Origin of the sequence: Collinsella sp. Sow4_D11 (assembly GCF_052116465.1) — a bacterium.
Lineage (GTDB): Bacteria > Actinomycetota > Coriobacteriia > Coriobacteriales > Coriobacteriaceae > Collinsella.
Genome location: NZ_JBQKLA010000001.1, coordinates 199,784 through 212,442, shown reverse-complemented (window position 1 = coordinate 212,442; position 12,659 = coordinate 199,784). Strand labels below are relative to the sequence as shown.

10 protein-coding genes are annotated in these 12,659 nt (G+C 59.2%); 3 read left to right on the top strand and 7 right to left on the bottom strand.

Annotation, left to right across the window (positions count from 1 at the left end; all coding sequences use genetic code 11):
- Window positions 1–2: 2 nt before the first annotated feature.
- From ACTQ40_RS00885 to ACTQ40_RS00875, 3 genes are all read right to left on the bottom strand, one after another.
- On the bottom strand, window positions 3–938 hold the full coding sequence (locus ACTQ40_RS00885) for a phosphate ABC transporter substrate-binding protein (RefSeq protein ID WP_441563119.1): 936 nt from the start codon (window positions 936–938) through the stop codon (window positions 3–5).
- Window positions 939–1,231: 293 nt separating this feature from the next.
- A complete protein-coding gene (locus ACTQ40_RS00880) occupies window positions 1,232–2,668 on the bottom strand; it encodes a M20 family metallopeptidase (RefSeq protein ID WP_441563118.1) in 1,437 nt (478 codons plus the stop codon).
- A gap of 54 nt (window positions 2,669–2,722) precedes the next feature.
- Window positions 2,723–3,385: an HAD hydrolase-like protein gene (locus tag ACTQ40_RS00875; RefSeq protein WP_229770639.1), complete on the bottom strand. Its 663-nt coding sequence runs from the start codon at window positions 3,383–3,385 to the stop codon at window positions 2,723–2,725.
- 156 nt (window positions 3,386–3,541) lie between these two features.
- On the opposite strand from ACTQ40_RS00875, the gene ACTQ40_RS00870 reads away from it, so the two are divergent.
- The gene (locus ACTQ40_RS00870; protein ID WP_441563117.1) at window positions 3,542–4,402 is read left to right on the top strand and encodes a DegV family protein; all 861 of its coding nucleotides are present in this window, start codon (window positions 3,542–3,544) and stop codon (window positions 4,400–4,402) included.
- A gap of 308 nt (window positions 4,403–4,710) precedes the next feature.
- Window positions 4,711–7,722 (top strand): TOTE conflict system archaeo-eukaryotic primase domain-containing protein, encoded by a 3,012-nt coding sequence (locus ACTQ40_RS00865; protein WP_441563116.1) that lies wholly within the window; start codon window positions 4,711–4,713, stop codon window positions 7,720–7,722.
- A 64-nt stretch (window positions 7,723–7,786) separates the two neighbouring features.
- On the opposite strand, the gene ACTQ40_RS00860 is transcribed toward ACTQ40_RS00865, so the two are convergent.
- From ACTQ40_RS00860 to tgt, 4 genes are all read right to left on the bottom strand, one after another.
- A complete protein-coding gene (locus tag ACTQ40_RS00860) occupies window positions 7,787–8,095 on the bottom strand; it encodes a type II toxin-antitoxin system RelE/ParE family toxin (RefSeq protein ID WP_316367041.1) in 309 nt (102 codons plus the stop codon).
- A 2-nt stretch (window positions 8,096–8,097) separates the two neighbouring features.
- The gene (locus tag ACTQ40_RS00855; RefSeq protein ID WP_441563115.1) at window positions 8,098–8,397 is read right to left on the bottom strand and encodes a type II toxin-antitoxin system RelB/DinJ family antitoxin; all 300 of its coding nucleotides are present in this window, start codon (window positions 8,395–8,397) and stop codon (window positions 8,098–8,100) included.
- Between the two features lie 113 nt (window positions 8,398–8,510).
- Window positions 8,511–9,269 carry a TIGR00730 family Rossman fold protein gene (locus ACTQ40_RS00850; protein WP_154515782.1) on the bottom strand — a complete coding sequence of 253 codons (759 nt, stop codon included), beginning with the start codon at window positions 9,267–9,269 and terminating at the stop codon, window positions 8,511–8,513.
- A 233-nt stretch (window positions 9,270–9,502) separates the two neighbouring features.
- Window positions 9,503–10,642: a tRNA guanosine(34) transglycosylase Tgt gene (gene tgt / locus ACTQ40_RS00845; RefSeq protein WP_441014862.1), complete on the bottom strand. Its 1,140-nt coding sequence runs from the start codon at window positions 10,640–10,642 to the stop codon at window positions 9,503–9,505.
- Between the two features lie 233 nt (window positions 10,643–10,875).
- On the opposite strand from tgt, the gene ACTQ40_RS00840 reads away from it, so the two are divergent.
- Complete coding sequence (locus ACTQ40_RS00840) at window positions 10,876–12,648, top strand: hypothetical protein (protein WP_441563114.1); 1,773 nt, start codon at window positions 10,876–10,878, stop codon at window positions 12,646–12,648.
- Window positions 12,649–12,659: the final 11 nt, after the last annotated feature.

Sequence of the window (12,659 nt, the reverse complement as noted above, 5' to 3'; positions counted from 1 at the left end):
ACTTATTTAGCGGAGACCTTGCCGCTGGCGTCCTTGACGACCTTCATGGCAGAGACAGGGATAAAGCCCTGTTCCTCGACGAGTTTGCCCTGGACGTCGTCGGAAAGCATGAACTCCAGGAAGGCCTTGGTGGCCTCGTCGGCGTCCTTTGCGCAGTACATGTGCTCGGTCGCCCAGATCTTAAAGGAGTCGTCAGTGACGTTTGCGCTCTTGGGCTCCACGCCCTCGACCTTGATGGCGTTGAACTTGGAGTCGTCGAAGTGCGAGAAGTCGAGGTAGGAGATGGCGTTGTCGGTGCTGGCCATCTGAGTCTGGACGTCGCCGGACTTGTCGAGCTCGGCGTCGCCCTTAAAGTCGACGGCCTCGTCACCAAAGATGGCGGCCTCGAAGGTGGCGCGGGTGCCGGAGCCGGCCTTGCGGTTGAGGACGACGATGGTGGCGTCGTCGCCGCCGACCTCCTTCCAGTTGGTGATCTGGCCGGAGAAGATGCCCTTGAGCTGCTCGAGGGACAAGTCGTCGACCTTCACGTTCTTGGAGACGACGGGACCCATGCCCACGACGGCGACCTCGTGGTCGACGAGGTTCTTGACCTGGTCGGCCTCGAGCTTGGTCTCGGCGAAGACGTCGGAGTTACCGATGGTGACGGTACCGGCGGCAACGGCGGTCAGGCCCTTGCCCGAACCGTTGCCCGAGCCAGAGACGGAGACGTCCGGGTTGGCGTCCATGAACTTCTCGGCAGCGGCCTCGACGAGAGCCTGGAACGAGGAGGCGCCGTCGTAGGTCACCTCGCCGGAGACGGACTCGGCAGCGGCGCTGCCCTTGTCGGCGGCGTTGGAAGCGCCTGCGCCGCCGCAACCAACGAGGCCGAGGCCCACGAAGCTGGCAAGACCACCAGCGAGGCCGAGGAACTGACGACGAGAATAAGCCTGATCGAGCATAATCTTCCTTTCATACATGCGACTCGCGGGCACCCTGCCCGCTTTGCTGTTTGGAAAGATACGGCCTCGATCGGGCGGTGCCCGCTCCAACTGCGGTTTCTTACGGGCATTTGATAGACCATTACCTCAAGCGCGACTCGGCTTTACAAACGAATAACAAACCCGCCCCCAAGCATGGCCCGCCTTTTACACCAATAAAAACAAAGTTGCGGTGAAATAGTTCCTGCTTGGCCATCAAATGGCCCATTCTAGGAACTATTCCATCGCAACTTAGATTAGGAAACCGCGAAACCCTAAAGCTCTAATTCATTCAAACGGAGGATCGCCACGATGTAGATCTTGAGCGCCTGCTTGAGCTGTTCCTCGTTGGCGCACTCGTTGGGGCCGTGCATCTGGCCACCCCATGCGGGCAGCTCCAGGCCGGTTTCCTCGGGGCCAAACGACACGGCGCGGGCAAAGTTGCGCGCGTACGTGCCGCCGCCCATGGCAAAGGGCTCGGCATGCTTGCCCGTAAACTCGTTATAGGTATCAATAAGCGCCTTCACGGCCGGATCGTCGGCGGACACCGAGAACGGCACCTTTGCACGACCCACGCGGCACGTCACGCCAAAGCGGCCCACGAGCGGCTCGAGCTGCTCGCAGATGGTATCGGCGCTCGTGCTGTCGGGGAAACGTACGTCGATGACCTGCTCAATATGTCCATCCATCACACGGATAACACCGGGGTTGCACGTGAGCGGGCCAAACGCCGGGCTCGTCGCGTCGATACCCAGGCCGTGGCCATAGGCATCCGCATGTGCAAAGGTCAGAAACTTGACAAACTCGTGCTCGGCGGGCGTCAGCAGGCGCTCGTCGCGTGCACCAAACGCGTCCTCGGCCTCGCGCAGATACGCCACGATGAGGCCGACGGCATTGATCGTTCCCTCGGGCATCGAAGCGTGACCGCCAATACCGTGGGCGAAAATCTGCGCATGCCCGTTATCGAGCGCCGTGATCTCCAGGCGGTCGGCGTTCTCAACGGGCGCCGGCAGCGCATCGGCGGCAATCGCGAGCTCGCAGATAGACTGCGACGGAATGGCGTTGCTCGCCTCGGCACCGCTCCACGATACGATGCGCCCGTCGTCGATCTTGGAGCTCACAAACGTCGCCCCAAACTGGCCCTTCTCGGCATTGCAGACCGGGAACTCGGCATCGGGCGTAAACAAAAAGTCGGGGTCTGCGTAGTTCTCCAGATAATGGTGAACGTCGGACATGCCCACTTCCTCATCGCAGCCCAGTAGCGCGCGGAAGGTATAGCGCGGCACAATGCCGTGCTTGATCAGGTAGGCACCGGCGTAGAGCGACAACACGGCCGGGCCCTTGTCGTCGATCACGCCACGACCGAGCAGCCAGCCCTCGCGGCGCTCCATCGCAAACGGGTCGGTGTTCCAACCGGGACCGGCGGGCACCACATCCACATGGCAGATGGTCGCAAGCTGCTTATCGCCGCGGCCGGGAATGTCGGCGATGCCCACATAGCCCTCGTCGTCGCTCGTCTGGTAGCCGAGCTTTTGCGCAATGCCGAGCGCACAATCGAGCGCATCACGGACCGGGCGGCCAAACGGCGCACCGGGCTCCGCATGGGCAGCAACGGCCACGGACGGATAGCTCACCAGCTGCTCGATATCGGCAACGACATCTTCCCAGATCTCGTCGACATACTCGGTAACGCTCTGCTCCACCTGATTCATGGACGACCTCCTTACCAATGAGCGACGGCCACACCCGCCCCTCGCATAACGTCATTAGATGGCGAAAAGTTTAGCAAGCTCGGCCACCGAGTGCACCACTGCATCGGCGCCCGCCGCCTCGTGCTCGCCCGGCACCGCCGCGCCCGAATAGATGCCAATGCACGGCACGCCCCTTGCGTGCGCGCCCTCCACATCGTTAAAGCGATCGCCGATCATCACGGCATCGTCCGCCGTCGCGCCGAGCGCCGCCAGGGCATCGCGAACAGAATCGGCCTTGGTCTCGCGCCCCTGCGGCGGATTCATACCGACCACCGCCTCAAACTGCGAAAGCCCCAGCTCGCCCACCATGTCGATGCACTTTGCCTCCATGCGCGACGTCGCCACGGCCAAGTGATGCCCCTGGGCGGCCAAGCCATCGAGCAGTTCGGGAATTCCATCGAACACGGGGTACTCTTCCGGTCCCAGCTCATCAAAAAAGGCACGGTACTCGTCGGCCACCACAAGCGACTCCTCGCGCGAGAAGCCGTAAAAGTCGTGGAAGCTCTTCCACAACGGAGGCCCGATCATGCGGCGCAGGTCACCCATCTGCGCCTCAGAAAACCCGCGCGCAGCCAGCGTTTTACGCGTCGAGGTCATCACCGCCCGGCCCGTATCGGCCACCGTGCCGTCAAAATCAAACAGCACGACCGACCGCTTGCATATCTCCAGAGCCTCCATCGACATCCCTCTTCCCCAGTTGACGATTTCCACACCGACACTTCAAACTGTTGACTATTCAACAATTGAACCTAGCAATGTGGAGCGACTCTACTATACTTGTCGCACTTTGCTCTCAGAAGGCGGCGCGCAAGCGCCCCAACGAAAGGTGCAATTATGTCTTTTGCCATCATAACCGACTCCACGTCGGACATCTCCCCCGCCCGCGCCCAAGAGCTCGGCATTTACGTGATTCCACTTCATGTGATTATCGAAGGCGAAGACCTGCTCGACCAGGTGCAGATTACCGCCGAGGAATACGTCGCCCGCATGGCCGGATCCGAGCGGCTGCCGCACACCTCGCAGCCAAGCGCCGGCGAGTTCAAGGCACTCTTTGACCGCGTGCGCGCCGACGGCCACGATAGCGCCATCTTTATCTCACTGTGCAGTGAGTGGTCCGCCTGCTATGCCAACGCCAGCCTGACGGCCGAAGCGCACGAGCTCGACGTGCGCTGCATCGATTCGCGCACCGGCTCGGGTGCCGAGGGCCTGCTGGTGGAGTACGCGCTGGCCATGCGTGAGGACGGCCGCAGCCTGGACGAGACCGAAGCGCAGATCCGCGCGACGCTGCCCGACGCCCATCTGCTGCTGATTCCCCGCACGCTCGAGAACCTCGTTAAGAACGGCCGCGCGCCCAAGCTCGCCGGCCAGCTCACGCAGATGCTCAATATTCGCCTGGCCGTTTCGCCGGAGTGGAAATCGGGCGAGATCAAGGCGATCAAAAAGGGTCGTGGCGCCAAGCGCATCGTCACCAACACCATGGCAGATTGCCTCGCATTTTTGGCCGAGCACCCGGGCTCCAGCGTACGTGTGCTCACGACCGGCGCCGCCGAGGAGCAGGAGCTCGTCAACCAAGCGCTCGCAGGCCAGAACTACGTAGACGCCGGCACCGGCCCCATCGGCTGCACCATCGCCACCCACGTAGGCGTCGACGCCATCGCCATCAGCTACTGTCCCCGCTACCAACCTGCCAAATAGGGACAGGTTTATTTTGTCATGTTTTATCTGGGCAAACGTCCAGCGCCAACAAATACCAGCCTGACAAGATCGGGCAGGCAGGAGCTATCGAACAACCAAGGTACAACCAGCCGTAGCAAAGCCATCATGCCGGTGCACCCCAACTCAAGGCGCGCCGGCATCCCTTTAGGAATTGCGGCGGGAAAGGGGCCGAATAGTCGAAAGACAGCGAACCGCCGAATGCCGCTCACGGAGCGGCACCCCACTATCACCGAACCAAAATCAAAGTCGAGTATCTCATATAGCCGAAATGACGTACCCTCATCCCAATGAACGCTGACAAGAATGGCATTCAAATGAGCAACGCCGTGCATCAATACGCCCTTTTCGGGAACGCCTTATTCAAACTCAATAAAACGGTCGTCCACGCTTCGGATCCGCGTAAGCAAATCGTAATCTGTAGCAACGGTCCAGACATCCGTTACGCAACACTCGAAGAATGGGACAAAGCCGGCAAATCTTTCGACGAACGTGCACAGACCGAGGGCATCGTTACCAGCGCGAGCCCAGCGCGCGACAAACTCGAGCTCTTTCGCAATCTTTTTACCGGCCGCAAAGATGTGCACGCTCACGGGTATCGCAGAAAAGACGGGGGCATCGGCTATACACCTGCCTGTGCAAATGAGTGGAAGCCAGGCATTTGTCCCAAAGCAAGTCATCAGAGAATTAAATGCGCAGAATGTCGCAGCCGCACATTCCTTGAGCTGAACGATACCACCATTATCGCCCATTTCAAAGGCAGTGACGACAGGCTCCGGGACGTCATAGGTCAATATGTTCTCGACAAAGACTGCAACACAAATGTCCTTGTCATTGATTTTGACAAAGCCGATTGGAAAGAAGCGACAAATGCTATCAGGCTTGTCGTAAGAAGCCATGGAATTAACGCTGCGGTCGAGCGATCAAGGTCAGGCAACGGCGCGCATATCTGGTTTTTCTTCCTAGAACCTATGAACGCAAAGACAGCACGAGATTTCGGCAGCTGCCTTATCGCCGAAGCAGCGGCACTCAACAAGACAATCACCTTCGAAGCCTTTGACCGAATGATACCCGCGCAGTCCACCATTCCTGAGGGCGGCTTTGGAAATCTCATTGCGCTGCCCTTTCAGGGAAAAGCGCAGCGGGAAGGAAACAGCGTATTTGTTGACGAACGATTCGAGCCCTTTCCCGACCAATGGCTTTACCTTTCGCAAATCCAACTAATCTCGCGTGCGACGGTGGATCGTCTGATCGAGGACACCGAAAACAAACCGCTTGGAATAGCAACAGCTGCAGCGACAAACAAAACCAGGCGCAATGTCCAAAAGCCACGAAAGCGGCTCCCGCTCACGCCACGAGACTTCCCCTCGAACCTGCCCGTCACACAAGCCGATATGCTCTACATCCCCGAAAAGTCTCTGAGCCCGGCAGCTCAAATGGAAGTCCGCAGGCTTGCGACATTTGCCAACCCCGAGTTCTTCCGTGCGCAATCTATGCATCAATCTGTATTCGGCAAACCGCGACTCATAGACCTCAGCGAACTTAGAGATAGCCGCGTCGCGATTCCCAGAGGCTGCAAAGCCCAACTTGAGCAGCTGATTCAAGAAGCCCACGTTACTGTCCATTATTCAGACGAACGCAGCACGGGCAATCCAATTGAGATGGCATTCAAAGGGACCCTTCATCCCGAACAGCAAATTGCCGCCGACCAGATGCTTGAATACGAAGACGGAATCATGTCTGCACCAACGGGCTTCGGTAAAACCGTCATCGGAGCTTATCTTATTGCCGCCGTTGGTCTTCCGGCGCTCGTCATTGTTCCAAAGACCGCGCTCATAGCCCAATGGAAATCGCAGCTCGAACGATTTCTTGACATTACGGACACCAGAGAGCCGGTCCGAACGCCAAAAGGACGAATCAGCAAAAAGCAACCTCCCCTTATTGGGCAAATCGGAGGGGGCAAAACCGCCGTCAGCGGCCTTATCGACGTCGCTTCCTTTCAGTCGCTATCTGGCAAAGACTCCCAAACCGGGGAGCCGATAGTTAAGGACCTTGTTCGTAATTACGGCCTCATTATCTGCGACGAATGCCACCATGCTGCCGCGCCACAGCTCGAGCTCGTCCTCAAGTCCGCTCCAGCCAAATATATATATGGCCTTTCCGCGACACCTGAGCGCTCCGACGGACTCACTCGGGCGCTCTCGATGCTCTGCGGCCCGCTTCGCTATGCCATCGATCCAAAAACACAGGCAATTCAGCAGGGTATCCAGCGCATCGTGCGACCGAGATTTACCGGCATTCGGCTATCCGCCTACGAGCCGGGTGCAAGCTTCAATCAGATTCTTGATCTGCTGTGTGCACATGCGGCAAGAAACGAATTGATTGTCGATGACGCCCTCGAAGCAGCGTCAAACGGTCGGCATCCGCTCATACTATCCAAAAGGAAAAAGCATGCTGAGGAACTGTTCAGGCTGCTTAATGATCGCAGACACGAACCCATACTCTTAACCGGAGAAATCGGTGCCAAAGAAAGAAAAACGATACTGAACAGTCTTCCCGGCTTTGAGCATGAACATCGAATCATCGTCGCCACCGAAAGCCTTCTGAGCGAGGGCTTCGATCTGTCCTACCTTGACACCCTATTCATTGCCACGCCGATATCTTGGGACGGCAGTGTAACGCAGCAGGTGGGTCGGCTGCACAGAAGCCACGAGGGCAAGCAACAGATTGAGATATTCGACTACATTGACCTGTCGATACCCATGCTCGCTCGCATGTACCAGAAAAGACTCAAGACGTACGCCAAGCTGGGCTACGAAATTTATTCAGCAGAGGACAGTGAGCAACCCGATTACAACATTCTCATAGAGCCGGCAAACGCTATTGAGGCATTAATTAAAGACATCACCGGTGCCACAAAGAGCGCCTTCATAGCCGCATCCTACGCATCCGCCGCATGCCTCACGAAACTCACCGCCACACTCGTAGGCGCAGCCGCCCGTGGGATCACCCTTGAGGTTTATGTTGCCTCAACTCCGCGCGATGACGCGAAAGCAATTTTTGCCGAGATGAACGTCGGCTATTCCGTCAAGGCCAAAGGGCGGCTGTGCGCGGCCGTGATTGACGAGGAAACTGTCTGGTACGGAACTATCCCGCTGCTGGCATTCCCCAAGAAAGAAGACCGCAGCATCCGTTTCAAAAGCAACGAAGTCGCCGCTGAATTTTTGAGCGAAATCCAGCAACGAGGAGAACCGGGGACCGCAGCAACGAACGGGGCACCCCTATCAGTAGCGGTGAAATAAGGACTGTTTTTGGCTTATCAGCCGCCAATCAGTCCCTATTTCACCGCAACTTAGAAATCGGCGATCAGCCCAGCGGACCCTGAAAAAGCTCCTGATGAGTGCCCATTCGCACCAGCCTGATCACTGGGTTAGTCTTATGGGGAAGATAAAGAACGACCACATCGACCAAGCCATCGGATAGGTGGAAATCGATGTGGCCGTTGTAGTTTCCGCCCGGGTTTGAGAGCTCGTGGGCGCCATACTCCGCCGGAAGTGACCCATGAGCCACAAGCTCTGCAACCGCCGCTTTAAACTCACTTTTTAGCTGCGGATGCATGCGCATCGTTCGTTTGTAGTCCGCCTTAAATTGAGCCTCGACTTTAATCTCGAACATCGCTATTCCTCATCGAGGAATGACATAAGCTCATCAGCGTTATTAAATGACGGGCTATCGTCCGGCAAAATCCCCAACTCATGAGCCTCGGCGATCACCATGGCACGCCTCGTCGCCTCGTTGGGCGCCTCCGCCCTTCCTACAATCTCAAAAGGAATCTTTCGCTGATTTACCAGCTGCCGAACGGCAAGATTGAGATAGGAATTGAGGCTGAGGCCGACCGAATCCAAGAACTCAGTCGCCTGCTCCTTGAGCCCCTCTTCGATTCGAACCGTCGTAGGCTTAACTGTTGCTGTAGACATTTGCGACCTCCTCGCCCTCGTCTTTTACACCAGTATACCCAATATAAATGGCAATCTGATGTTAGATAACATCAGATTGCCATGCGTATTCATGTCGCGTGGGCACGATTGATCTACATCAGCCCGCTCAGGACAATATCGACGGCCTCGTTGAGGTCATCGGTGATGTGGACGAGGTCTGGATCGAGTGGGCTGATCATGCCGGCATCCATCACCGGGCCGTTGAGCCAGTCGAACAGGCCCTGCCAGTATTCGCTGCCCACCAAAACAAGCGGCATGCGCTTGACCTTGTGCGTCTGCACCAGCGTGAGCACCTCAAACATCTCGTCGAGCGTACCAAAACCACCGGGAAACACGATGGCGCCCGAGCTGTATTTGACAAACATGGTCTTGCGCACAAAGAAGTAACGGAAGTCCATGCCGAGGTTCACGTATTTGTTGAGCCCATGCTCGTGCGGAAGCTCAATACCCAAGCCGACCGACTTGCCGTTGGCGCTCGCCGCTCCCCTGTTGGCCGCCTCCATAATGCCAGGACCACCGCCGGTGATAACCGCCACGCCGCGCTGCGCGATCTTGCGGCCGACCGTGCGCGCCGCCTTGTAGAGCGGATCGGTCTTGGGCGTACGGGCACTGCCGAAGATGGTCACCGCGGGCCCGAGCTCGGCAAGCGCGCCGAAGCCATCGACAAACTCGGCCTGAATGCGCAGCACACGCCACGGGTCGGCGTGCAACCAGTCAGTCGAGTCCTCGGGCGCCAGCAGGTTGGCGTAGGTGTTGTCCTTAGGAATCATAGGGCCGCGCATAACCACGGGGCCGCGTCGGTACGTCTCGTCGTAGGCCGGCTCGCCCTCGACGTTCTCATTCTTAATCATGGGATACTCCTATCGAAAATAGAAACGGGCGGGGTCGACGCCATGCGTCAAACACCCGCCCGAACATCAACCATTCGGTATGGTACCCACGATGCATCAAGCGCTTGCAAGGCATCGGTCAGAGGTCGTGCAAGCGATGCCGACGCATGCGATGCCCGGCGCCGGCTACGCACGGTCGATTGGCACGTAGCCTCGACACCGCGCGAGCGCCCCCGTAAGCGCACCCGCAGCTCTTAGTAATCCACTGCCGCGGGGCTGTTCATCCAGTCGCTCACGAACGCACCGTAACGGCCCTCGATAATGGCCTGGCGGGCACGCTGCATAAGGTTGAGTAGGTAGTAGATGTTGTGCATCGAAAGCAAAATGCCGCCGAGCATCTCCTTCTGCGTGACCATGTGGCGAATGAGCGCACGGCTGTAGCCGCCCGTGCACACCGGGCAGGTGCAGGTGGGATCGATGGGGCCGTCGTCGTGCGCAAAGCGGGCATTGCGGAAGTTAAGGCGACCCTCGCTCGAAAACGCCGTCCCCATGCGGCCGGTGCGCGTCGGCAGCACGCAGTCGAACATGTCGATGCCCACGCCTACACCACGCACGAGCGTCGTCGGGTTGCCGACGCCCATCAGGTAGCGCGGCTTATGTTTGGGCATGTACTCGCTCGCGAGCGGTGCCAGCGTCTCAAACATGGTCTCGTGGTCCTCGCCCACCGAGTAGCCGCCAATGCCGTAACCGGGGAAGTCACCGCACTCCTCCAGATGGCGCAGCGAACGCAGGCGCAGGTCCAGATGCATGCCACCCTGAACGATGCCAAAGAGCGCCTGGTCGTCGCGGGTATGAGCTTTATAGCAGCGCTCGGCCCACATGCTCGACAGCTCAACGGCGCGCTCAACGTAGGCGCGCGTGGCGGGATAGCCCGGGCACTGATCGAGCTGCATGCAGATGTCGGAGCCGAGCTTCATGGCGATTTCCATGTTGTCCTCGGGCGTCCAGAACACGTGGCGGCCGTCGTAGTCGTTGACGATAAAGCGCACGCCCTCGTCGGTGAGCTTGACGGCGTCGTTGTGGCTGAACACCTGGAAACCGCCGGAATCAGTGAGGATGGGGCCATGCCAGTTCATAAACTTGTGCAGGCCACCCAACTCGGCGATGGTATCCTCGCCGGGACGCATGGACAGGTGATAGGTATTGGCAAGCACGATCTGGGCGCCGAGCTGCTTGACAGTCTCGGCAGGAATGCCCTTGACGTTTGCCTTGGTGCCCACGGGCATAAAGATCGGCGTCTCGATGTCGCCGTGCGGGGTGTGCAGCACGCCGGCACGCGCATGCGTCGTCGGATCCTCGGCGATCAGGTCGAATTTAAATAGGCTCTGGTCCATAAACTGGAACTCCTTGGTTGCGGTTCATACGCAAACCATTATAAAGACCGCGGCAGGTGAACGGCATAACGTCTTTCGGAGAAGGGAATGTCAAGCGCAAACTGAATAGAGCGGCCGATTATTTGCTATCCAAGCGAGCCATCGAACACGTTTTGAAACTTTGCTGCGACGCGCGGGATGCCGGCGCGAGACTATATCATAGGGTGACAATCAACGATGAGGAGCACATGCCTATGACAGACGAGCTGGACCCCCAGACTCAGCAGCATATTGATGATTCCGCAGACGTCGCCGACGACTGCAGCACTCCTACCTGCGTCGCCGCTTCCGTCGATGCATCCGCCGAAGATGCGCACGCCGGTGCGGATAAGGCAACAGACACAGGCGATACTGTCGAGCATGACGAAGGCGAGCAACCGGAGTCGAACGACGCCGAGCCCGACGCGGACCCCGCGTCACAGGCGGCAGGACCCATCGAGGTATCTTCGGAAGAAGAGCTCGATGCCGTCATGGACTCCATGATGGATGCCGTCAAAGCGATGAAAGACGCCGTGGCCGACGCCGATGTGGACGCCGAAGAAGAGAAGGCCGCCGAGGCCGCATCGACCTTCGTGCCTGGCGAGACCCCCGTTGCCGACCAAGGCAGCACCGTACCTTCGTTCTTACAGCTCGAGCACCCTACAATTGGCGCAGATGCAGTCGAACCGCACACTGCCGGATTTTCCGTGATCGAGGGCGGCACCGGCAATATCGCCACGTCGCAGGCGTCCGATGCGGGTACGGCCGACGCCGGTCACCCGACCGCTCCACACGCCCCTGCAGCCAGCCGCGATCTGGGAACCGCCGTCTCAAATACAGCAAACGCCGTAGGCACTTTTATCGCCCAGGGCGCCTCTGCCATGCGCGAGATGAACGCCGCAAAAAAGGCGCTCGCGGACGCTCGTGCCCACCTGGCCGAACTTGATCAGCGCATCGCCGATCAAGGCGAGGAGCTCGAGACGCGCCAGGATATCGCAGGGCGTTACGACCAGATTGTCGCCGACCAGCGCCAGGCAATCGCCACGGCTCAAAAGACCGCTGCGGCGGCAGAAATCGGCCGCGATACCCATGCCGCCAAGACAACAGAGCTCAAAGCGCAGCTCGAACAAATAAAAGAAGAGGACGACGCCACCGAGCGGCGTCTCAAAGCCGCACTCGATGCCGTCGAAGCGCGCGAAGCCAGCTCGCGCGAGACCGGTAACCGCCTCGTACGACGTCTCGAGGATTCCAAGCGCATCCGCGACAAGGTGAAGGCCGAGCGAGACGCCGGCATTGCGGCCGCACAACAAACCGTCAACGCCACGCGCGCCCAGCTCGAGACGCTGCGTCATGAGTATGCCGAGCTGCAACGCAATCCCTCGGCAAATCCCGCCAACTATACGGTGCGCACCAGCGAGCTTTCGATGCAGATCTCCGACACGGCTGATGCCCTGCGTAAAGCCGAGGAAGATGTCCCGCGCATCACCGCCGATCTTGAGCACTCGCTCGCAGCTGCCGAGCACGCCGTCGAGCAGGCGCAAGCCCCCATCGCCGACGCCAAGCGCGCCCATCAGGCCGTGACGGCCGAGGCCGATGCCGCGCGCGACGAGCTGCAGACCGCAAAGGCGGCCGCTGCAACGCGCCAGCGCGAATTACGCGAGAAGATCGTCACCGAGGACAAAGCGCGTCAAGAGCAAGAGCAGGCTATCGCCAATGCCCAGGCGGACATCGCGCATGCGCAGTCGATCATCGAGCAGGCGACCGAGGTGCACAACCATCCCGAGATCACCGAATCGCTCGCGGGCTCCCTGGCTCGCGATAAGGCCGAGCGCGCCGAAACCGAGCGCGAAGTGGCTCAGCTCGAAGCCGCCGAGAACGACGTGCGCGAGCGCACCCGCGACTCACGCGTCAAATTCACCGGCGCAATCGTCTGCATTGTCGCCGTAATCCTCGTGATCGTCCTAATCTGGCTGTTCGCGAGCAAGTAAACCAGCTGCCA